Genomic DNA, 24,848 nt, shown 5'->3' on the forward strand with positions numbered 1-24,848 from the left:
ATTAAAATGAGTTGGCTTATCCAACACTTCCTTCTAAAGAAATTTCTAATAACTTTTGTGCTTCAACAGCAAACTCCATTGGTAATTTATTTAATACTTCTTTAGAGAATCCATTTACAATTAAAGCAATTGCTTTCTCTGTAGAAATTCCTCTTTGATTACAGTAAAAAATTTGATCTTCACCAATTTTGCTAGTTGTTGCCTCATGCTCAATTTGACCTGTTGCATTTTTTGAGTCAATGTAAGGGAATGTATGCGCTCCACATTCATTACCCATTAAAAGAGAGTCACATTGAGAGAAGTTTCTAGCATTCTCCGCTCTTGGTCCAATAGAGACAAGTCCTCTATAACTATTTTGTGACTTTCCTGCAGAAATTCCCTTAGAGATAATAGTACTTTTAGTATTCTTACCTAAGTGAATCATTTTAGTACCTGTATCTGCTTGCTGGAAATTATTTGTAACTGCAATAGAGTAAAACTCTCCAATTGAATTATCCCCCTTAAGAATACAAGATGGATATTTCCATGTTACTGCAGAACCTGTTTCAACTTGTGTCCAAGAAATTTTTGCATTTTTCTCACAAATACCTCTCTTAGTAACAAAGTTGAAAACTCCACCAGTACCGTTAGAATCACCAGGGAACCAGTTTTGTACTGTAGAATATTTAATCTCAGCATCATCCAAAGCAATTAACTCAACAACTGCAGCGTGTAATTGGTTCTCATCACGAGAAGGCGCAGTACATCCTTCTAAATAAGAAACATAACTACCTTCATCTGCAATAACTAAAGTACGCTCAAATTGACCTGTACCTGCTTGGTTAATACGGAAATAAGTAGATAATTCCATTGGACATTTAACTCCCTTTGGAATATAACAGAATGATCCATCAGAGAATACTGCAGAGTTTAATGCAGCATAAAAGTTATCTGTTTGAGGAACAACTGTACCTAAATATTTTTTCACTAATTCTGGATGAGTCTGGATAGCTTCTGAAATAGAACAGAAAATAATTCCTTTTTCAGCAAGAGTATCTCTAAAAGTTGTAGCAACAGAAACCGAGTCAATTACAATATCCATTGCAACTCCTGCTAATCTCTTTTGCTCTTCTAAAGAAATCCCCAATTTATTAAAAGTATCGATTAATTCAGGATCAACCTCATCAATACTATTATACTTATCCTTTTTCATTGGAGCTGAATAATAAGAAATAGCTTGAAAATCTGGTTTAGTGTAGTTCACATTTGCCCATTCCGGCTCTGTCATACCTTGCCAAACTTTAAAAGCCTCTAAGCGCCATTGCGTCATCCACTCTGGCTCCTCTTTCTTCTTAGAAATAGCTCTAATAATATCCTCATTCAAACCTACAGGAAATGTCTCAGACTCTATATCTGTATAGAATCCATACTCATATTCCTTAGTTTCTAATTCTTTCTTTAAATCTTCTTCTGTATACTTGCTCATATTTTAATACTTAAAAGCAATCTTTTGTAATTGTGCCCTTAGTTAAACTATTTAATTACTTTGTAATAGAACAAGAGTGTGAGTTTGTTCCATTTTTCTTGTTGTTATTATAATGAAAAACTTTCGCCACAACCACAAGTTCTACTTGCGTTGGGATTATCAAAGTAAAAACCTTTTCCATTTAGTCCTCCAGAATAATCCAAAGTTGTACCTACTAAATATAAAAAGCTTTTCTTGTCTACAACGATCTTAACTCCGTTGTCTTCAAAAACCTTGTCGTTTTCGTTTGTCTCTTTATCAAATTTTAATTGATAAGAAAGTCCAGAACAACCACCACTGGTTACTCCGACACGTACATAATCTTCTGTTGGATTAAAACCTTCATCTTCCATAAGAAGTGCTACGCGTTTTCTAGCTAAATCTGAAACTTTTATCATACGTTGTTTTATCTAGATTAATTCTAAAAATCTATATGCAAAGGTATTATAAAAAAATGGTTTCTGGTAGTAACTAACATATTTATAACGATTGGAACTTTTAATACTATTATCATTAATTTCTATCGTAAGAAGCTTGCAATAATCAATAATTTTTGTTCAATACACTAGATTAAGTATTTATTCTCTAGTGACTTATATAACTAATAATAAGTTAATTTTAGTGTTTTTCTACTTATTGCTGCTTTTACACTAGTATATAATTTAGCTATTAAAAACAGATAAATCAATGGATTTAGTCTACTAGATAAACAATAAGGGCTTGTTGAGTTTTTTTATTGAACTACCTGATTTATATTGGACTACTTGTATTAATTGTTTATTTTGCGATACAAAACTATAAAACACCAATTTATGAAACTATATAGCGTTGAGAGTGGAAACTTTAAACTAGACGGAGGAGCAATGTTTGGCGTTGTCCCAAAAAGCATATGGAACAAAACAAACCCAGCAGATAACAATAACTTAATTGATTTAGGAGCGCGTTTATTATTGATAGAAGATGGAAATAAACTTACTTTAATCGATACCGGAATGGGAAATAAACAATCAGAGAAATTCTTTGGTTATTACAGTCTATGGGGAGATCATACTTTGGAAAAATCACTAAAAGCACATGGTTTTAGTACAGATGATATTACAGATGTTTTTTTAACTCACTTACATTTTGACCATGTAGGAGGCGCAGTAAATCACAACGCTACTAGAACAGGCTATGAAAATGCATTTAAGAATGCAAAATATTGGACTAATAAATCCCATTGGGATTGGGCAACAAATCCAAATGCAAGAGAAAAAGCTTCTTTTTTATCTGAAAACATTTTACCTATCCAAGAAAGTGGAGCTTTACATTTTATCGACCGCCCAGAATTAGATCTACTTGAAAATTCAGAATTAGGCTTCGATATATTTTTCGCTGATGGACATACAGAAAAACAAATGATTCCTATTATTAAGTACAAGGATAAAACCATTGCTTATACAGCAGATTTACTTCCTACTGCTGGCCATATTCCACTTCCATATGTTATGGGATATGATACAAGACCACTTTTAACCCTAGGAGAGAAACAAAAATTCTTACAATTAGCTGCACAAAACAATTGGTATTTATTTTTGGAACACGATGCCCATAATGAAATTATTACAGTACAGGACACCGAGAAAGGAGTAAGGCTAAAAGACGTTTATAAAGCCACGGATATACTAATATAATGTTAAGTTTTATAAAAGGACTCCGTATTTCCATTTTTTAAAACACTTTTACAAGACAAATTAAAACTAACTATAATGAGACTGATTAAACCAATCTATCTTTCGGCTACCCTTGCTATAGCATTAGCTAGCTGTGGTACCACAAAACAAGCAACTTCTGTATCCCCAATCGCAGATTTTGGAACTTTAACTAAGAGAAATACTAAGTTAAGTGAAACTGACTTTAATCGTTGGAGTCATTTAGATATTCAAACCGATTCTGTTCCTGGAATGTCAGTGGATAAGGCCTATAATCTTCTGTTACAAAATAAACCTCTACCAAGCAAAATAGTTGTTGCTGTAATTGATTCAGGAATTGAAATTGATCATGATGATTTAAAAGATCAAATTTGGATCAATACAAAAGAGATCGCTTCTAATAATAAAGATGACGATAATAATGGTTTTGTTGATGATATTCATGGATGGAACTTCTTAGGAGATGCAGTACATGAAAATGTGGAATTAACTCGTATAGTTAAACGAGGAGATGATGGATCTGAACAATACAAAAAGGCATTAGAAGAATATAATACAGAAAGAAATAAGGCATTAGAAATAAAAGTTAGAGCACAAATGCTTCAACGTGCAAATTTACGCCTAGCAGAATACTTTAACAATCCGGATTATACTTTAGAGCAAGTGGAAGCAATTCCTACAAGTGTTTCAGAAGATATTACTCATGCGAAAGAGTTAATTGAAAAAGTTCTAAAAGATGGAAGATCTTTAAAATGGGTTGCTAATTACGAAAGTAGCGTTGATGGTAAATTAAACCATCATTTTAATAAAGACTTTGATGGTCGCGCAATCATTGGAGATGATCCAGCTGATATAAACGATAGATTCTATGGTAATAATAATGTTATCGGTCCTGAGAGATCAGAGGCAGCTCATGGAACTCACGTTGCAGGAATCATTGCTCAAAGCCGTCATAATGACTTAGGTGGAGATGGTGTAGCTTCAGATGTTACAGAGATAATGGCTATTAGAGCAGTTCCAGATGGAGACGAATACGATAAAGATATTGCTTTAGCAATTCGTTATGCAGCTGACAATGGAGCAAAAGTAATCAATGGTAGTTTTGGTAAATACTATGAGCAAAATAGCCAATGGGTACGCGATGCAATTGTTTATGCCCAAGAGAAAGATGTTCTAATTGTTGTTGCTGCTGGAAATGATGGAAAAGACCTAAACATACCTGGAGGAGTTGATCGATTCCCTAATGACAATGTTGCTATGGGACCTGAAGTTGCAGATAACTTCTTAGTTGTTGGTGCTTTAAGCCCAGAATTAGGAGATAAGATGGTAGCAAGCTTTTCCAATTATGGACATTATGATGTAGATGTATTTGCTCCTGGAGTTCAAATCTATGCTACTGTCCCATTTAATACCTATGATAAATTTTCAGGAACTTCTATGGCTTCACCTAACACAGCTGGTGTAGCTGCATTAATTCGTGCATACTACCCTGAATTTACAGCTTCTCAAGTGAAGAAGATTTTAAAAGACTCTGGAGTAAAAATTGACATGGATGTAATTGTAGGAGGAAAAAAAGAGGTAAGAAACTTTAAAACAATTTCTACTTCTGGTTCTATAGTAAATGCATACAATGCACTATTGTTAGCTGATAAATTAGCTAAAAATAAAGTTTTATTTAAAAATTAAATAAACAAGCATTAGCTAGTATATCCTAAATGGCTATACTAGCTATGTTTTTTAAACTATTTATTATGAAAAAAATATTACTATCCTTAAGTATATCTATTGTAAGTTTTGTAGTTGCTCAAGCACAAAACAATCCTAATCCTGGATATTGGCAACAACACGTAGATTACAAAATGGATGTCAAAGTAGATGTTAAGAAATTTACTTACACAGGAAATCAAACTTTACTTTACACCAATAACTCGAATGATACCTTAAGCAAGGTGTTCTTCCATTTGTACTATAATGCTTTCCAACCAAATAGTGACATGGATGCTTTATTGTCAAGTATCGCTGATCCAGACTCTAGAATGGTAGATACTAAAACCCAAAGAGGAAGAACAATAAAAGAGAGTAGAATTACAAAGTTAAAACCAGATGAAATTGGTTTTTTAAAAATTAATAATCTAAAACAAAATGGGACACCACTACAAAGTAAAGTAGTTGGAACTATTTTGGAAGTTTTCTTACAACACCCAATACTACCACATTCAAGTACAGAATTTACTTTAGACTTCGAAGGTCAAGCACCTAAAATGATTAGAAGATCGGGTAGAGAATCTAAAGAGGGAGTCGCTTTATCTATGGCTCAATGGTTTCCTAAAATGGCAGAATATGACTTTGAGGGGTGGCATGTAGAACAATATTTAGGAAGAGAGTTCCATAGTGTTTGGGGAGATTTTGATGTAAAAATTACTATCGATAAGAACTATACATTAGGAGGAACAGGAGTTTTAGTAAACAATAATGAAATTGGTCACGGATACCAAGATAACCCGTCAGAACCAGTACCTACAACAAAAGATAAAAACTTAACATGGCATTTTAAAGCTCAAAATGTTCTAGATTTTACTTGGGCTGCTGATAATAATTACATTCATGATATTTATCCTGGTCCTAATGGAGTTAAACTTCATTTCTTATATAAGAATGAAGCTGACATTATTGAAAATTGGAAAAAATTACAGCCAATTACAGCTGATTTAATGACTTTTTTCAATAACAATGTAGGTTTATATCCTTATCCTCAATATTCTGTAATTCAAGGAGGAGATGGAGGAATGGAGTACTCTATGTGTACTTTAATTACAGGAGGAAGAAATCTTTCTAGTTTAATTGGAGTTACTGCTCACGAACTTGCTCATAGCTGGTTCCAACATGCTTTAGCTACCAATGAAACTAAACACGAGTGGATGGATGAAGGGTTTACTTCTTTTATTTCAGATTTAGCAATGGTAGAAATCTTACAGCAAGATCAACAAGAGGATACTAATCCATTTGGATCTACTTACAAAAGCTATTACAACTTAGTTTCAAAAGGTATGCAAGAACCTTTATCGACACATTCGGATCATTATCTGACAAATCGTGCTTATTCTACATCTGCATACAGTAGAGGATCTATCTTTTTGACTCAACTTTCTTATATCATAGGTTGGGACAATATGATGGCTACACTTCAAAAATTTTATAAAGACTATAAATTGACTCACCCAACTCCAAATGACTTTAAGCGTACTGCTGAGAAAGTTTCTGGGGCTAACTTAGACTGGTATATGATTGATTATACTTTAACTAACAATACGGTTGATTATGCTATTCAATTTGTAGAAGAGTTGCAAAAAGGTCAATCTTTAGTAACACTAGAAAGAATTGGAAGAGCTGGAATGCCTTTAGATATTTTAGTTACTTATACAGATGGATCAATGGAAACTTTCTATATACCTTACTCTTCAATGTTTTGGAATAAACCAAACCAATATGTAGAATTAGAAAGAACAATCCTAGAACCATGGGGATGGGCTCAACCACAATATAAGTTTGTAATTAATAAACCGAAAAGTAGTATTAAATCTATCATGATTGATCCAAGCCAATTCATGGCCGATGTAAATCAAGAAAACAATATTTATCAAAATTAAAAAAAGCCACGTATGTGGCTTTTTTTTATATTTATTGTTTTGTTTTTCTACCTTTGCATCTATTATGGAAAACACAAGTTTTAACTACCCTAAGCAAGAAAAACTTAAGAGCCACCACGTTATTGACTCTTTATTTATAGATGGAAAAACAGTTAGTAAATATCCGCTTAGGATCGTTTATGTAGCTGCACAGAACAAAGAGAATTTACCTCTAAAGGTTGGTGTATCTGTTTCTAAACGTTATTTCAAGAAGGCAGTAGACAGAAATTACTTCAAAAGATTGTTGCGCGAAGCATATCGCTTAAATAAACATTTGCTTATTCAGGATTTGGATCAACCTTATGCAATGATGCTTTTTTACCAATCCAAAGACAGATTGACTTTTGAGCAAATCAATGACAAAATGGTAAAGCTTTTTGAAAAATTCACTATTCAAATAAAACAAAACAACGCTAATAAATAAAATTTATCAGTAAAACCCCCTTATCTTAGCTAAAATATTCGTATTTTAACATGGTTATTCTTTTCTAAAATTTGATGTAACTATGATAAAACAAGATTATGCTTCTGATACTTTACAAATAGAAGATACAACTACTGATTTTCTATTACAAAGCCAACCAAATTTTAGGGATTTAGGTGGTTATGTAAATGAAAAGAACAAGAAAATAAAAACTGGACTTATCTATCGTTCAGGTCAATTAGACAATCTTACTTCCAAAGATATTCAAACCTTAAATGACATAAATCTGCATACCAATGTAGATTTTAGAAGTGAGCAAGAAATAGCAAATAAAAAGAATGAGCTGCCTACTAGTATAACCGAAGTAGTAGAGTTATGTATCAATCCAGGTAACCTATCTTTTGATAACCTACAACAGATCATCTCACAAGGCAATGCAAAGGCCGCAGAGCAATTTTTAATGAATATCAATCAACAACTCGTTTTAGATAATCAAGATCAATACAGAGCGTTTTTTGAGCTTTTACAACATGGTCATAATATACCAATGGTTTTTAATTGTACAGCTGGAAAAGATAGAACAGGATTTGCAGCTGCTTTGTTTTTAAGTGCTATGGATGTCAATAGAGAGTTAATCTATAATGATTATCTACAAACCAATAAAAGAGTACAGACTACTATAAAAGGTATTATAGAAGAACATAATTTAAAACAGCCTGATCAAATTCAGACTATTATTAATTTAATGAGTGTGAAGAAAGGCTATCTTCAATGTGCTTTTGAAACTATTACCCAACATTATACTAGTGTAGAAAATTACCTGCATAATATTCTCAATGTGGATATAGCTTTATTACAGAGAAAATACTTAGAAGATTAAGTAGAACTAGATTTATAAAAGTTAAAAGGGTATACTGGATTTTATTCCAGTATACCCTTTTACTTTTATATAGCATTTACGCGTAATTTCATTCCCGGTTGTAAAGCATCAGAATCCATCATATTATTCCATGACTTTAGCTTTGCTATAGTAACTCCACTAAATTTCTTACTGATAGAATATAAGGAATCTCCTTTCTTTACAGTATAAAAAGAATTACCAGTTGGTTGAGCTATAATAGACTTTCCTACCACTAACTTTTTACCTGGATAAATAAGATTACTCTTTAGATTATTCATGGTCTTTAACTGTGCCACACTAATACCATATTTTTTTGCAATTACACCAACGCTTTCACCTTTTCGAATCGTATGGTATTTAGAATTCACACTAGAACTTGTAGCCATATTGCTAACCATCTCGTAGTTTGGCTGTTCTTTTTGTGATTCTACAAGTGCTAAGTAATCGTATATTTTATCTTCATTACTAGTTAATATACCTATTTTATCTATTGGTAAACGAATGAAGTGTTTTTGCCCTTCTATATATGGTATAGTTTTTAACTTATAAGTAGGGTTTAAAAATTCAATTTCATTTTGTGGTACATCTAAAATAGAGGATAGCTGTTCAAAATTGATTACTTTCTTTAAAGAAACCGTATCGGTTTGCACTAATGAATAAAAAGTTGAATTGCTAGCTGATAATCCATGTTCTTTAGCATACTCAAAAATATACATTGTTGCATAAAATGCTGGTAAATAGTTTTGAGTTTCCCTAGGTAAATTAGGTCGTATATTCCAATAATTCTTTTGTCCTTGGGAGCGGCGAATAGCTTTTGCTACATTCCCAGGACCAGCATTATAAGAAGCAAGTACTAAGTCCCAATCTCCAAACATATTATGTAAATCAGATAAGAACTGTGCAGCAGCAATAGAGGATTTAACAGGGTCACTTCTTTCATCAATAAATGAATTAACTTCTAAATTGTATTGTTTACCTGTAGCATACATAAACTGCCAAAGACCTGTGGCACCTACTCTACTTCTTGCTTCTGGGTTTAACGCAGATTCTACAATAGCTAAGTATTTAACTTCTAATGGAACATTATATTGAGCTAATTTTTCCTCAAATAGAGGAAAATAATACTCAGATAATCCTAATAATCTTTCAAAAGAACGCTTTCTATTTTTTAGAAAAGATTTAATTACTTTTTCTAAAACAGGGTTGTATTCAATAGTAAAAGGCGTCTTCTGATTCATTGCCTCTAACCTTTGCTTTAAAACCTCTGTAGTTAACTCTTCGTATACAACATCGGAATGGTCAAAATCAGCCTGAGAAAGTTCTTGTTCCATTTCCAAGAAAAGATCTTGGTTTAATATTTCATTTAGCCAAGTTCTTTCAATAGCAGCTCCTGCAATGTGTTCCACAAAAGTTTGCTTAATAGAATCTAAATAAACTTCAGAATCCATTGTTATTTTATTTGGGATTTCTCCTTGTTGATCATTACTTTGTGCCGACACAAGTACCGAGCAAAAGCTCATAAACGACAAAATGAGTCCTTTGTAGTTCATACTAGCATGTATTAAAAAAAGATGCTCTAGTATAAAACTATAGCATCTTTTATATTGTAATTATTAATTTTCGATTGCTGCTATTCCAGGTAAAATTCTACCTTCTAACATCTCTAACATAGCTCCACCACCAGTTGAAACATAGCTCATTTTATTTGCTAAGTCAAACTGTTTTACTGCTGCAACTGAATCCCCTCCTCCTACTAAAGAGAAAGCCCCATTTTTAGTAGATTCAGCAATAAATTCACCTAATGTAATAGTACCATTAGCAAATTTTTCCATCTCAAAAACTCCTAAAGGTCCGTTCCAAAGAATAATTTTAGAATCCATGATAACAGGTTTTAAAGCTTCTAATGTTTTAGGACCAACATCTAATCCCATCCATCCATTTGGAATATCGTTAGCATCAACTATTTTAATATTTGCATCCGCAGAAAAAGCATCTGCAGCAATAATATCAATTGGTAAATGTACTTGTACATTTTTCTCCTTAGCTTTTTGCAGAATATCTAACGCTAATTCTAATTTATCATCTTCTACCAATGAATTACCAATATTACCACCTAAGGCTTTGATAAAAGTAAAAGTCATTCCTCCACCAATAATCATATGATCAATCTTATCAAGGATATTCTCGATAATAGTGATTTTTGAAGATACTTTAGACCCTCCTAAAACTGCAGTAACAGGCTTGGAAGTACTATTTAAAACTTTATTTAAACTCTCTATTTCTTTAGCCAATAAATAACCATAGCATTTAGCATCATTAAAAAACTGAGCTACAACAGTTGTTGAAGCATGTGCTCTATGTGCAGTTCCAAAAGCATCATTTACATAGAAATCTGCTAAATCAGCTAATTGCTTTGCAAAATCTGTATCTCCTTTTTCTTCCTCTGCATAAAAGCGTAGATTTTCTAATAAGATAATATCCCCTGCTTTAGCATTCTTAATTGCATCTTGTGCCTTATCTCCAATACAATCTTCTACAAATGTTACTGGTTTACCTAAGATTTCTTCTGTTTTAGAAACAATTTGCTTTAAAGAATACTTTGGATTAACTTCTCCTTTAGGACGTCCTAAATGAGACATTAAAATAGCTATTCCACCGTCTTTAGTGATTTTCTCGATTGTCGCTTTAGCAGCTTCAATTCTATTTGTATCAGTAACATTACCATTGTCATCTAAAGGAACGTTGAAATCAACACGAACAAGAACCTTCTTATCTTTGAAATTAAAATTATCTACTGTTTTCATTGCTTAAAATATTCTGCTTTTATATTAATGCTTACAAATATAATTATTTTTATTCACCAAACACTCCACAAAGCTAATACTCAATTGTTTTGCAATTTTATTTTTTCTATTTTTTAGTTAAATAACAAGGAAAACAGTATACATATAACCTATTTTACAACTATAAAATAAAACCAAAACAAGCAATTACAAACTTATTACATATTTTAAGTAAAAATTAGGTTCTCTCTGTCCAAAATAAATAAACATTCAGCACTAAAAGATTTATTTACAATCCACGAGGATTTACTTTATATTTGCTTTATGGAATTTTCACATATAATTGGTCAAGATCACATAAAGAATGCATTAATGCAAAACGCACAAGTAGGTAGAATTCCTCATGCTCAACTTTTCATTGGGCCTGATGGAAGTGGAACCTTGCCTATGGCTATTGCTTATGCAAAATATGTATTGTGTAATTCAAAATTAGACCCAGCAACTTTTGATGCATGTAGCCTAAAAGTGGATAATCTTTCACATCCTGATTTACATTTTATATATCCAGTAAGTACAACGGATATGGTTAAGAAGAATCCTACATCCGATCTGTTTTTATCTAAATGGATTACCTTTTTAGATAAAACGCCTTATGGAAATTTATTTGATTGGTATACTCACATGGATATACAAAATAAACAAGGCCAAATAGGTGTAGATGAAGCAATTCAAATTTCAAAAAAACTAGCATTAAAATCCTATGAAGGTGGATATAAGATTTGCATCATTTGGATGGCAGATAAATTAAATATCGAAGCTTCTAATAAATTACTAAAGCTACTGGAAGAACCGCCTGCTAAAACACTGTTTATTCTAATTGCAGAAAACCAAAAAAATATCCTTCCTACCATTTTATCAAGATGCCAAATTGTAAATTTTAATAGCCTTGGTCAAAAAGACATTGAACAAGCTTTAATACAAAAACATAATTGTCCCCAAAATCAGGCCTTAATGCTATCCCATCAGGCTCAAGGAAATTATAATAAAGCATTAAAACTTTTATTAAGTCAAGATAGTGTGGAACCTTTTGAAAAATGGTTTGTTCAATGGGTTAGAGCAGCCTTTAGAGCAAAAGGAAATGCTGCTGTAATCCAAGATTTAATTCTATGGAGTGAGGAACTATCTAGTTTGGGAAGAGAACAACAAAAACAATTTTTAGAATTTTGTATTGAGTTATTCAGACAAGCTTTATTATTAAATTACCAAACACCCAACTTAGTATACTACCAAACTACAGTTGACAATTTCAAACTAGAAAAATTTGCTCCCTTTGTTAACGGGTCCAATATAATCTCTATTTATGATGAGTTATCTCAGGCCATCTACCATATAGAGAGAAATGGTAGTTCAAGAATGATATTTACAGATTTATCTATAAAACTAACTAGACTAATACATAAAAAGTAGTTAGAAATAACTTGATTTCTAACTACTTTTTATTGTAGAAATATCTTCACTTAGGCTTTAATAGAGCTTTGATAGAGTCTTAATTCTTCCCAAGAAAATTCATCTTTAACTTGAGCTTTAATCTCTGTTAAACTCATTTCTTGTCTGGAAGCAAACGCCTTGGCTAATGCCTCTAGTTTCTCAGGGCTAAGGACTTCTTTTATATCTATTTTTTCATCCTTTATCAACTTAGCAATATGCGAGTTAATAGTAGTTGTAGTTAACTTTCTTATTTCCGCGATTTCTTCAATACTTTTACCAGCTTTATAATAGTCGTAGGTTATAGTTACGGTTGGCTTTTTCTTCTGCTTAGGTTCGCTTTTACTAGAGCTATATAAAGATAAATCATCTTCATCGGAAGGATCTAAGTCTAAATGAGTACTACGAATTAAAGAGGCGATGTTTACTAAATGATTCATTTTATAAGAAGCAACATCTTCACTTTGTAAAGTATCTTTACAAACTTTTTGCCCGCTGTCGATAATCTCTAGCATCTTCAAAGCTTTTTTCATTTTTAAAACCCTTGCTAATAAATCATCTTCTAAAACGACTAATTCATCAAAAAAAGTTTTTAAATTTCTCTTCCCTTTAACTTGAGCAATGGTAAAAAGTAGTTCGAAAACCAAATGGTCCATCATAGGGAAAAAGTATTCATAAGCTTTTTGTACCCTTTGTTTAGTATACTCAAATCGAAAGGGTTCGCTGTTAAATAGAGCATGTAATTGCATGACAAACTTATTAGAATGTACAAGCATCGTATCAATTGTTACAATAGCCTTATCTGCCCAAGCCTTATAAGCACTTTTAGGACTTTTTTGGGTTTCAGAAAAATAAGTATTAGCATGTGTATGCCATAAATGCGATAAACTGTTCCAAGAAAAAGCATCCTTTAAAAATCCTTCTAAAAATTCTTTCGCATGAAGGGACAATTCACTTTCTAATTGCTCGTTTGTTGCCTTATTACCGGCAAACATCATAACATCCATATCATTTGTCAATCCATTCATTTGAATGGCTGAAAGTAGTACTAAACCTTTTAAACTACGTAATCTAGATAATGCTACATAAGCTTGGCCAGGTAAAAATACTCTTGAAACATCTAACACAGCCTTATCAAAGGTTAATCCTTGACTTTTATGTACTGTAATAGCCCAAGCTAATTTAATAGGATATTGGGTAAAAGTTCCTAATATCTCTTCCTTGATTTCCTTAGTATTTTCACAAACCGAATATTTAATATTTTCCCATTCGTATTTCTCTACTTCAATACTAAGATTCTCTTCGGGAAAATGAACGATTATTTGATCTTTTGACAAAGACTTTATCACACCCATTTTTCCATTATAAAAATTCTTTTCTACAGAAATATCATTCTTAATAAAAATAACCTGTGCTCCTACTTTTAAAGATAAAACAGCATCTAAAGGATAGATCTTTTCAGGAAAATCTCCTACTATTTCAGGTGTATAAGAGAACAGTTTTCCATCTAAGGATTCTAAAGCTTGTTCATTGATTGAATCGGCCTTAGCATTATGTGTACTTAAAGTAATATAACCTGGATTCTTCATTACATCAAAATCAGGCTTTATATAAGTATTAAGAGTTTGTAAATCCCCTTGGGTTACAGTGTTATTTCTAAGATTATTTAAAATGGATATAAAAACTTGGTCACTTTGTCGATATATTGTTTCTAACTCAATATATAAAGGTAAGTTAGATCGTAATGCCTCAGAATGAAAGAAGTGAACACCATCGTAATAACGTTTTAGAATTTCCCATTCCTCATTCTTAACCACAGGAGGCAACTGTAATAAATCACCAATAAATAAAACTTGAACACCCCCAAAAGCTTGTTTATTTTTACGTATAGATTGAAGCATAAAGTCCATTGCATCTAATACGTCACAGCGCAACATACTTACTTCATCTATAACTAATAAATCCATATTTCTAAATAAAGAACGTCGAGCATTATTCATACGCATATGCTTCTTTAAAGAAATTCTGTTTTCAATCTTCATACGATCGTCAAACATAGGTGGATTAACAACATCTGGAATAAAGGTTCCAAATGGAAGATGAAAAAATGAATGGATAGTTACCCCTCCTGCATTTAGAGCAGCAATACCAGTGGGCGCCACAATAACAGCATTTTTATGGGAGGTTTTGATAATCTCCTTTAAAAGAGTTGTCTTTCCAGTTCCAGCTTTACCCGTAAGGAAAATATTACGATTTGTTTGATTTACGAAATCTAAAACATATTGTGCTTCTTCAGAGAAAGTAGTCATTGTAAAAGTTTTTAGCAAAGTACAACAAAAAAATCCACAACTATAATACTTTATCCATTTATAGAATAGCAAAAAAAAAAGAGAGAAATAATATTTCTCTCTTTATATATACAAGGTATTCCTACTTTGCTGTTTCTGTATTTTCTTCTACAGGAGTTGCTCCCTTGTAGTTTGCATTTAACTCCTTAACAATAATATCTGTAATGTTATATTGCTCTTTAGCAAAAAGAACTGTAGACGCTTCTTCGGTATTAAAAACGTAATCTAAGTTATTTGTTTTAGCGTATTCAGCTATATGGTTTTTAACTTTGGTTATAACCTCTTCCATTGCTTGTCCGCTTTCTTGTTGTAAAGCTTGCATTAAAGACTGACGCTTATACTGTAACTCTTCTTCTTTTTGTTGAAGCTCATTTGCTTTACTTTGTGCCCAAGCTTGTCCTTTTGCAGCTGCGTTCTTTTGAAAATCTTGCACCTCTTTTTGGAATGCTGCAATTTCAGTTTCTAAAGCTTTTCCTTTTTCTTCAGACTTTGCTTTAAAATCAGCTTCAATATTCTTTACTTCGTTATATTCCTTTAATAGAATAGTTGAATCTACATAAGCAGTTTTAAACTCACTTGTAGCACTAGGATTATTACAAGCTACAAACATTGCAGCTAAACCTAACATTAAAATACCTTTTTTCATTTCCGTTTTATTTAGTACGTAAAAATAGTAAAAGTTTTAGACGAAAGTTAAAAAAAGTTATCTATCAAAAAAATCTATGATTGCAAAATAAAAAATAATTAAAAGCTATTATTAATGACCTTTTTTAAAGCCTTTTAATGCATTATCTAAAAAACCCCATAATTACTTGCCGGTGGATATGTAATAACTAAATAGGAGCCTTTAAAATCAATTTTAACCTTGGAAATATGAAATTATAAAAGATTAATCCCCTTTCTCTAGTTTTTCAAATATATAAGTGATAGAAGAGTAATTTAATGTTTGCTTAGCTTTTACATTTGATTTTAAACCAATGCAAAATGCTTTCCACCAATTCTTCTTTCCCGTTTTATATTCCTCAGAAAGTAGACTTACATAAAAACTATCAAAAACTAATGGATAAAGACCTTGAATTGAAAAATGATATTTCTCAAATAAATTAATTATTGAAGATCTAGAAAAATGCCATAAGTGACGAGGTACATCATAAGCTGCCCAAAATTGTTTATAGTATTGCGCATCATAAGATTCGTGATTCGGTACAGCTATTAAAATTATTCCATCTTTTTTTAAAAGTCTACGGAGTTCTTTTATTTGAAAATCTAAATCAGCAACATGTTCTAAAACATGCCACATGGTAATAACATCAAAAGAAGCATCTTTTAATTCACTACTATGTTCCACTAATTCCAGGCCTTTTTGTTTAGCTAAATTCTTTGCTTGATCGCTAGGTTCTAATCCAGTAGTTTTCCAACCATTATTTTTAGCATGTAGTAGAAACTCTCCTGTACCACAACCTATATCTAAAATACTTTTTGCTTGTGGACGTAAACTTTGAATGAATTGAAGTTTGCGTTGAATTGCATTTTTTTTGACTACTTGGTAAATGCGATTAAATAATCCACGTGAATTATCGGAATGAGAAATGTAGTTTTCACTTTGGTAGTATCTATGCATTTCCTCCACCTTTGGCTGAGGAATTGTTTTTAAAATATTTAATTCTTTATCTAAATAGATACTGAATTTTTCTTTAGATATACTATAATCCTCTACATCTAAAAACTTCTTATCATCCAATTTATTCATTTTGTTACTTTAAAAGAAAAACAAATATAACGAAGTAAAACAAATAGTACATCCTCCATTGCGAGAGAGTCCTAATTTATTTTGATACCCTAATTCAATATCACACTCAATAAAATATTACTAGAATAAATAGTTCTCTTAATAATAAATTACTTTCTACAACTTCTTTAAAGAATCTATTCTATATAAATCTAGAACAAGGCCTACTATTTTAGATGTAAAATAACTCCCAGAAATTATAAAAAAACAATCCTATAATTTATATCTAAAAGATAAAGAGGCTTCTTTGAAGCATCTAGATACAGACAAAAATAGAACCAAAGCACCTATTGATTTATAATTCAAACTATAGAATAAAATAACAAAGAAGCTCCCTTAAAGAACCAGGATATAGATTAAAATATAACCTATAGATCTATTGCTTCATAACTCTAACCATAGGATAAAAAACAAACAGAGTACTTCAAAGGTACAGGGCATAGACTAAAATACTACAACACATCTATTGATTCATAATTCAAACTATAGAATAGAATAACAAAAAAGCTCCTATAAAGAACCAGGATATAGATTAAAATATAACCTATAGATCTATTGTATCATAACTCTAACCATAGGATAAAAAAACAAACAGAGTACTTCAATGGTACAGGAAGATAGATTGAAATACTACCAACACATCTATTGCTTCATAATTCAAACTATAGAATAAAAAACAAACAGAGTACTTCAATGGTACAGGAGATAGATTAAAATATAACCTATAGATCTATTGCATCATAACTCTAACCATAGGATAAAAAAACAAACAGAGTACTTCAATGGTACAGGAAGATAGATTGAAATACTACCAACACATCTATTGATTCATAATTCAAACTATAGAATAAAAAACAAACAGAGTACTTCAAAGGTACAGAACATAGACTAAAATACTACAACACATCTATTGATTCATAATTCAAACTATAGTATAGAATAACAAAGAAGCTTCTTTAAAGAAACAGAATATAGATTAAAATATAACCAATGGATCTATTGCATCATAACTCAAACTGTAGAATAGAATAACAAAGAAGCTCCTTTAAAGAAGCAGGATATAGATTAAAACATAACCAATGGATCTATTACATCATAATTCAAACTGTAAAATAGAATAACAAAGAAGCTCCTATAAAGAACCAGAATATAGATTAAAATATAACCAATGGATCTATTACATCATAACTCTAACCATCCCTTAAAACAGCCTAAATGGTTCTATAAATCTTTTAAAGGAGCAATAGGTCAATACCTAAAAGATGAGCTTTTTTACTAAAGAAATAAAAAAAGAAAATGTAGATAGGCACTTTTAGGTAAGTAAATATACTACATAATAATACCAGCGAATTAGTGTAATTACAATTCGAATAAAATATAAAGAATAAAAAATAGGCTTATAGGACAAGAAAATATAAGTATCAATAAACCTTTAGAACAAGCCTTCTTACAACTAGACTTAAAGTATATCTTGGTAATTTACATCTTACCTGATTGGCTAGAAAGACAAGTATGGTTTAGTAAATAGGTTTACTTATTGGAATAATCTTGAATAAATTCTATCCGTTTAAAACTACAAATAAGGCTATCCTTCCTACCCTTAAACAAAAATACAATCTACTAAATAAGATTTTCTGAGAATTAAATTTTGATACGTAGAAGAAGGAAAACTTGCCAAAGTTCATCTATAATTACAATAAGCAAAATATTTTGAGACTTGATATCCTAACTAAGTAATATAGCTTATTAAAATACACCTAGAACATACTACTAAAAACCCTGCATATAATTCACTAGAAATAGTCTACAAAATATACTTAAAACCCCTTACTGATTACTTCAGATTAGGAAGTAAAAGTCCCCCCTTTCCTATATTTTGAGAGCAAAAAAAATAATAAAAAACACAGTAACTATACACCTGAGTATATCCATTCCCAAAAATAATATAAGAAAGATCTTTATTTACAGCATATAAAAAAGGGGTTTGTTCCACGTGGAACAAACCCCTTCAACTAAAATATGTTATTTATTTTATCTTCCCATATGAATCAAAAGAATCGAAATATCCGTAGGAGTTACTCCACTAATTCTAGATGCTTGAGATATAGTTACAGGTCTAATATTTTTAAGTTTCTCACGAGACTCAAATGACAATGAAACTATTTTATCATAATCAAAGTTCTCTGGAATCTTTACATCTTCTAAACGAGTAAGCTTATCCGCATTGTTTTTTTCCTTTTCAATATATCCGGAATACTTCACTTGAATTTCAGCTTGCTCTAAAATTTCTTGATCTAGATTGTTCTCTTCTATATATTGTTTAACCTTTTCGAACTTCAAAATATCTTCTAACTCTATTTGAGGTCTTGAAAATACTTTAAACATTTTATCTGGTTGAACCATTAAAGACGAACCTTTTTCTTCAAGAATTGGATTTGCTTCTTGAATTTTCACACTAGTCTCTTTAAAGAATTGTACGAAGTTTTCAGACTCTTTTAACTTGTGCTCCATTCTTCTTAAGCGAGCTTCGCTTGCAAGTCCCAATTCATAACTCTTAGGCGTTAACCTAAAGTCAGCATTATCTTGACGCAATAAAGTTCTATACTCAGCACGTGAAGTGAACATACGATAAGGTTCATCTGTCCCTTTTGTAATTAAATCATCAATAAGTACCCCTATATAAGCTTCGTCTCTTCTAAGAATAAAAGGTTCTTTATCGTTGATTTTTAAGTGAGCATTCATACCAGCCATCAAACCTTGAGCAGCTGCTTCTTCATAACCCGTAGTTCCATTTATTTGCCCAGCAAAATATAACCCTTCTACAAGCTTCGTTTCTAAAGTATGTTTTAATTGAGTAGGTGGAAAATAATCATACTCTATAGCATATCCTGGTCTAAAAATCTTTGCATTTTCAAAACCTGCAACAGAACGAATGGCTTTAAATTGCACTTCTTCTGGTAAAGAAGTAGAGAAACCATTTACATAAATCTCACATGTATTCCAACCTTCTGGCTCTACAAAAATTTGGTGTCTATCTTTATCGGCAAAACGATTAATTTTATCTTCAATCGACGGACAATAACGAGGTCCTATACTTTGAATTCTTCCTGTAAACATTGGAGAGCGGTCAAACCCCTCCCTTAATAAATCATGTACTTCAGGAGAAGTATAAGTCATATAACAGTCTCTTTGATGCTTTAATGGACTAGTTACATCTAAATAAGAAAACTTAGCCGGAACAGCATCTCCTGGTTGAACTTCCATTTTAGAATAATCTAAAGAACGACCATCTACTCTAGGTGGTGTTCCTGTCTTCATTCTACCTGAAACAAAACCAGATTGAATTAAGTCCTCCGTAATACCAAAGGCAGCTCCTTCTCCAGCTCTACCCCCTCCAAATTGTTTTTCACCAATGTGAATCAATCCATTTAGAAAAGTACCATTAGTAAGAATTACAGTTTTGGCCTTAATTTCTATTCCTAAATTTGTAACAACTCCTTTAACTTTATTGTCTTCGATCAAAATGGATTTCACCATATCTTGATAAAAATCCAAGTTAGGAGTCCCCTCTAACATTAGTCTCCAAGTTTCAGAAAAGCGCATGCGATCTGATTGAACCCTTGGAGACCACATAGCAGGTCCTTTAGATTTATTCAGCATTTTAAACTGTATAGCTGTCTGATCGGATACAATCCCAGAATAACCTCCTAAAGCGTCGATTTCTCTAACAATTTGACCTTTTGCAATCCCACCCATAGCAGGATTACAAGACATCTGTGCTATATTTTGTAAACTCATTGTAATAAGAAGAGTCTTTGATCCCATATTCGCAGCTGCCGCAGCAGCTTCCGAACCAGCATGACCAGCTCCTACAACTATTACATCATATGTATCTTGAAATATACTCATTGTTCCACGTGAAACATTAAAATTAAAAACTAAAAATATACTATTGTTCCACGTGGAACATAGCTATTTTCTCTTCCTCTTTACTACGCATTATTCTCTCTTCCTCTGCATCTTTATCTCCATACCCACAATAATGTAAAATTCCGTGCGCCATCACCCTAAGTAATTCGTGCTCAAATTCTACATCAAATTCCTTCGCGTTATCCATTACTCTTTCTACAGATAAAAAGATATCTCCAGAAATGGTATCTCCGTCCGTATAGTCAAAACTAATTATATCCGTTAAAGTATCATGATCTAAATACTCTACATTTATTTTATGTAAATATTCGTCATCACAAAAAATATAACTGATATCTCCTTCTATAAAAGACTCAGAAGAAATAATTTTTGAAATCCACTCTCTATATTTATTTTCGTTAAACAATTGAAAATCAGACTCGTAGTTAAAAATTATCATATGAATTTTTATCTTAAAATTATAATATATGCAAAGGTACGATGAAAATTAAAAAGGAGAATAAAAAAGAGACTAAAAATGAATTCTTTAACATAATCATAAGTAAATCAGCCTACTAAATATATTTAGTTTTGCAGTCTTACAGATAAAAAAAATATCCTGGATTAGATTCACCAGAATGCAAATTCCTTCCAGAGGAAACTAAATTAAAAAAATAGTTTCCTGAAAATTGCATATTTCGAAACGAATAAAAAAAAATTATAAATATGCTACTCTCAAAGCCTTCAAAAAATAAACTTTCTACTAGTAGACATAAGGTAAAATTAGTCTTTTAAAAATGAATAAAAGAATTTTCACCAAAAAAAATAACCTCTCCCCTATTCTCTAGGTGCAGAAATTAAAATGTGTTTAATCATTTTATTAATCAAAGTTCGAAAAGATCCAACTGGTAAAATATTTACCAAAAAGAATCCAAACTTATTTTTCTATTGCTCCTATTTTGCATAAAAAAGTTTTAGAAAAAAAAAAAATGAAATACGCTAACTATACGTAAGGGAATGGAAAATGTAATTTTATCTAAATGGCCTAATTTAAATAGCACATCATGTTTTCAATAAACTAGAAAAAAAAAACTATAAGACCTCTGTTATTAGCCACATAATCTTTTCCAACTAATTATATTATATAATTAGTTTTCTAATCCCTCTGTATTTTCTATAAAACACTCCGGTTATAAAAAAAAACAGAATAACCAAACTACAGACAGTCTTAAAAAAAAATAAATCAAACGCACTAAATTTTTGCAGCTTGTAATTTCAATAAACAAATTCCACTGTACAAAAAAACTAAATAGGACATTTATAGAAGCTACTTAAAAAAGATAAGTAAGCGTTTATATTTCGCGTAAAAAAAAAATTATGAGAAATAAAATCAAATATGATAGATACAAGAACTACTTACTAGTAGCATATAAGTATTTGCTTTGATCCATATAATAAAAACTCCATTCCACAACTTTGATATTTCTAATTTTAAAAATAAAAATATCAAATATCAAATATCAAAGTTTTAAAATTCTCTTCATTGGATGGCAACAGATCTATCCTTTTTTAAAAAAAATCAAGCCCATTTGTTTGTCATATAAAAAATTAAGTAAGCCTTGTGGCCAGATAACAAAATTATGGGGCTCCATTTTCCCTTTTAAAAAAAATACTAAAACAACTAAACGTATACTCTTGCAATTTTTTTAATCTACAAGCCTTTATACTTGCGATATTTAAAATTACTCCAAGTGTATGTCCAAATAACGAAATTATAACGGCTATTTTTTTTAAAAAAAAAGTAGTATGAAACCGGCAAAATTTATACTTCTACAGCCAAAAAAAAAAAAAGCTTTTTAAGGCCTTCTAAGGGCTTATTTTTTTTTTTAGCGAAAAAGTTTTTTTTCACTTATTAACCTTATCAACAATACTAATAATAAATAATAAAAGATTTTTAAAAATAAAAAAAATGGTATGGTATATATAGCTTGTTAATATGTACAATAACTTTTTTTTGAAAATTTCTTTATATTAATTATTAAATCTTATCAACAGATTATCATTTTTTAGTTTTTTGACTAACAGTGCTTTAGATAAGTTATTAACAGGCCTTATTTAGCTTATCAACAGGTGTTTTTTGATAATTTGTTACCCCTTTTTTTGTGGATAAGTGTGTATAACAGTATGGATATCTCCACAACTCTTTTTTGTAAATAAATTTGGAAATGTCCTTGTATGTAGTGTATTGCAAAAATTTTGAATAAAACAAAAAATAGTTATTGTTTTGTTTCCATAGTTATCAACAAAATTGTTGATTTATTATAAGCTTGAAAACTAAGCATTTAGAGAATTGGACAAACATAGTTGTTGATAAGTGTTACAATGCTTTAAATCAACTATATAGCATTAAAATTCAAAAATCAACTTTTGAATAGTTTTAGATTAAAAAAAGGCTGTATATGTAAAAAATGGAAATAAAAACAACCCTTTTTAGAGACGATATTTACGAGTATTTTAATATTAAGTTGGAATTTGAAAAGTGTTTTTCCTCTCTTTTGTAGGTTCTATTTTACTTTTGATTTAAAACTATTGGAATTAAAGATTTTAGGATAATTTTCGAAATAATGTCCTTGTAATTATTTTGTATATTATCTTTGTAAAAATTTAAAAGATGGCTAATCAAGTTCGTGTGCGTTTTGCACCTAGTCCAACTGGACCTTTACATATAGGAGGAGTTAGGACTGCGTTGTTTAATTACCTATTTGCTAAGCAAAATAATGGAATTTTTTATGTAAGAATTGAAGATACTGACCAAAATAGATTTGTTCCTGGCGCAGAACAATATATTATGGAAGCTTTAAATTGGCTAGGTATTTCTCCTGACGAGACTATTGGATTGAATGAAAAATTTGGACCATATAGACAAAGTGAGCGTAAAGAATTATATGCAAAATATGCCAAAGAGTTAATTGAAAAAGGTTGGGCATATTATGCTTTTGATACTGCACAGGAGTTAGATGCTATGCGTAGCGAAAAAGAAAAAAATGGAGAGACCTTCATTTATAATCACACAGTTAGAGAAAATTTAAAAACTTCTCTAGTGTTAGACTCTCAAGAAGTTGCTAATAGAATTGAGAAGGGAGAACCTTATGTAATCCGTTTCAAAACGCCTGTAGGAGAAACTCTAGTTTTAAATGATCTAATTAGAGGTGAAGTGAAATTTGACACTAGCTTGTTGGATGACAAGGTTTTATATAAAAGTGATGGTATGCCTACTTACCATTTAGCTAATATTGTAGATGATCATTTAATGGAAACTTCTCACGTAATTCGTGGGGAAGAATGGTTACCTTCTTTACCTTTACATGAATTACTTTATAAAGCCTTTGGTTGGGAAGCTCCAAAATTTGCTCATTTACCATTGATTTTAAAGCCTGTTGGAAATGGGAAGCTATCTAAAAGAGATGGAGACAAATTAGGATTTCCTGTATTCCCATTAGATTGGAAAGATCCAATTTCAGGGGAACAATCTAGTGGATATAGAGAAAAAGGCTATTACCCAGAGGCAGTGGTAAACTTTTTAGCATTACTTGGTTGGAATGACGGAAGTGAGCAAGAAATTTTTTCACTAGAAGAATTAGTGGAGAAATTTGATTTATCTCGTGTACATAAAGCAGGAGCTAAATTTGATCCAGAGAAAAATAAATGGTTCAATCAACACTATTTAAAGTTACAATCGGATAAGGATCTAGCTCAAGAGTTTTTAAAAGTATTAGAAGATAAAGAGTTAAGTCCATCTATAGAATATATAGAAAAAGTAGTTTCCCTAATTAAGGAAAGAGCTACTTTTGTAAGTGATTTCTATGAATTATCTGACTTTTTCTTTGTAGATCCTACCTCATATGATCCTAAAGCTTTAAAGAATTGGAAAGAGGATACACCTGATATTTTAGGTAATGTAGCCAATGAAATTCAAAATATTGAAGACTTTTCAGCTACAAATATAGAAGCTTCTTTAAAACAATGGATTAGTGAGCAAGGAATTGGTATGGGGAAAGTAATGCAACCATTAAGAGTTTGTATGGTTGGAGCATTAAAAGGACCTGATTTATTTGAAATCATTGAAATGATTGGAAAAGAAAAAGCAATCCAAAGAATTCAAAATGCTATAAATACAATAAAGTAATCTTATTACTTTATCTGTCAAGTCCTGAAATAACGATACAGGATTAATATTATAAAAATACTAAAAAATGGTAGTAGACATCTTAGTTTACTACCATTTTTTTATAGGTCTTAAACTTTTGATTTCTAGTTGCGAACATCTG

The 24,848-nt window shown here is 31.1% G+C and carries 16 protein-coding genes; 7 read left to right on the plus strand and 9 right to left on the minus strand.

Features of this window, described 5'->3' with window-relative positions:
• Window positions 1–16 precede the first annotated feature (16 nt).
• Window positions 17–1,465, minus strand: coding sequence for a Fe-S cluster assembly protein SufB (sufB, locus tag ACYSNM_RS07050; RefSeq protein WP_461754474.1), 1,449 nt, complete (start codon window positions 1,463–1,465; stop codon window positions 17–19).
• Between the two features lie 107 nt (window positions 1,466–1,572).
• The gene (locus ACYSNM_RS07055) at window positions 1,573–1,902 is read right to left on the minus strand and encodes a HesB/IscA family protein (RefSeq protein ID WP_461754475.1); all 330 of its coding nucleotides are present in this window, start codon (window positions 1,900–1,902) and stop codon (window positions 1,573–1,575) included.
• A gap of 414 nt (window positions 1,903–2,316) precedes the next feature.
• Between ACYSNM_RS07055 and ACYSNM_RS07060 the strand changes: the two genes are divergently transcribed.
• The 5 genes from ACYSNM_RS07060 to ACYSNM_RS07080 all read left to right on the plus strand — a co-directional run bounded on the left by ACYSNM_RS07060 (window position 2,317) and on the right by ACYSNM_RS07080 (window position 8,185).
• The gene (locus tag ACYSNM_RS07060; protein ID WP_461756240.1) at window positions 2,317–3,177 is read left to right on the plus strand and encodes an MBL fold metallo-hydrolase; all 861 of its coding nucleotides are present in this window, start codon (window positions 2,317–2,319) and stop codon (window positions 3,175–3,177) included.
• A gap of 75 nt (window positions 3,178–3,252) precedes the next feature.
• Window positions 3,253–4,881: a S8 family peptidase gene (locus ACYSNM_RS07065; protein WP_461756241.1), complete on the plus strand. Its 1,629-nt coding sequence runs from the start codon at window positions 3,253–3,255 to the stop codon at window positions 4,879–4,881.
• Window positions 4,882–4,946: 65 nt separating this feature from the next.
• A complete protein-coding gene (locus ACYSNM_RS07070; protein WP_461756242.1) occupies window positions 4,947–6,842 on the plus strand; it encodes a M1 family metallopeptidase in 1,896 nt (631 codons plus the stop codon).
• Window positions 6,843–6,906: 64 nt separating this feature from the next.
• Window positions 6,907–7,305 carry a ribonuclease P protein component gene (gene rnpA / locus ACYSNM_RS07075; RefSeq protein ID WP_461756243.1) on the plus strand — a complete coding sequence of 133 codons (399 nt, stop codon included), beginning with the start codon at window positions 6,907–6,909 and terminating at the stop codon, window positions 7,303–7,305.
• A gap of 82 nt (window positions 7,306–7,387) precedes the next feature.
• Window positions 7,388–8,185 (plus strand): tyrosine-protein phosphatase, encoded by a 798-nt coding sequence (locus tag ACYSNM_RS07080; protein WP_461756244.1) that lies wholly within the window; start codon window positions 7,388–7,390, stop codon window positions 8,183–8,185.
• Window positions 8,186–8,250: 65 nt separating this feature from the next.
• On the opposite strand, the gene ACYSNM_RS07085 is transcribed toward ACYSNM_RS07080, so the two are convergent.
• Window positions 8,251–9,756 (minus strand): lytic transglycosylase domain-containing protein, encoded by a 1,506-nt coding sequence (locus ACYSNM_RS07085; protein WP_461756245.1) that lies wholly within the window; start codon window positions 9,754–9,756, stop codon window positions 8,251–8,253.
• Window positions 9,757–9,819: 63 nt separating this feature from the next.
• On the minus strand, window positions 9,820–11,010 hold the full coding sequence (locus ACYSNM_RS07090) for a phosphoglycerate kinase (RefSeq protein ID WP_461756246.1): 1,191 nt from the start codon (window positions 11,008–11,010) through the stop codon (window positions 9,820–9,822).
• Between the two features lie 303 nt (window positions 11,011–11,313).
• On the opposite strand from ACYSNM_RS07090, the gene ACYSNM_RS07095 reads away from it, so the two are divergent.
• Window positions 11,314–12,456, plus strand: a complete 1,143-nt coding sequence (locus tag ACYSNM_RS07095) for a DNA polymerase III subunit (RefSeq protein WP_461756247.1) — start codon at window positions 11,314–11,316, stop codon at window positions 12,454–12,456.
• Window positions 12,457–12,506: 50 nt separating this feature from the next.
• Here the strand turns inward: ACYSNM_RS07095 and ACYSNM_RS07100 are convergent, their stop codons facing one another.
• From ACYSNM_RS07100 to ybeY, 5 genes are all read right to left on the minus strand, one after another.
• A complete protein-coding gene (locus ACYSNM_RS07100) occupies window positions 12,507–14,783 on the minus strand; it encodes a helix-turn-helix domain-containing protein (RefSeq protein WP_461756248.1) in 2,277 nt (758 codons plus the stop codon).
• A 121-nt stretch (window positions 14,784–14,904) separates the two neighbouring features.
• The gene (locus ACYSNM_RS07105; protein WP_461756249.1) at window positions 14,905–15,468 is read right to left on the minus strand and encodes an OmpH/Skp family outer membrane protein; all 564 of its coding nucleotides are present in this window, start codon (window positions 15,466–15,468) and stop codon (window positions 14,905–14,907) included.
• Between the two features lie 243 nt (window positions 15,469–15,711).
• Window positions 15,712–16,572, minus strand: coding sequence for a class I SAM-dependent methyltransferase (locus tag ACYSNM_RS07110; protein ID WP_461756250.1), 861 nt, complete (start codon window positions 16,570–16,572; stop codon window positions 15,712–15,714).
• A 2,070-nt stretch (window positions 16,573–18,642) separates the two neighbouring features.
• Window positions 18,643–20,520, minus strand: coding sequence for a tRNA uridine-5-carboxymethylaminomethyl(34) synthesis enzyme MnmG (mnmG, locus tag ACYSNM_RS07115; RefSeq protein ID WP_461756251.1), 1,878 nt, complete (start codon window positions 20,518–20,520; stop codon window positions 18,643–18,645).
• Between the two features lie 40 nt (window positions 20,521–20,560).
• Complete coding sequence (gene ybeY, locus ACYSNM_RS07120) at window positions 20,561–20,980, minus strand: rRNA maturation RNase YbeY (protein ID WP_461756252.1); 420 nt, start codon at window positions 20,978–20,980, stop codon at window positions 20,561–20,563.
• 2,211 nt (window positions 20,981–23,191) lie between these two features.
• Here ybeY and gltX point away from each other — a divergent pair.
• On the plus strand, window positions 23,192–24,706 hold the full coding sequence (gene gltX, locus ACYSNM_RS07125; RefSeq protein ID WP_461756253.1) for a glutamate--tRNA ligase: 1,515 nt from the start codon (window positions 23,192–23,194) through the stop codon (window positions 24,704–24,706).
• Window positions 24,707–24,848: the final 142 nt, after the last annotated feature.

This window comes from Myroides sp. LJL116 (assembly GCF_054871685.1).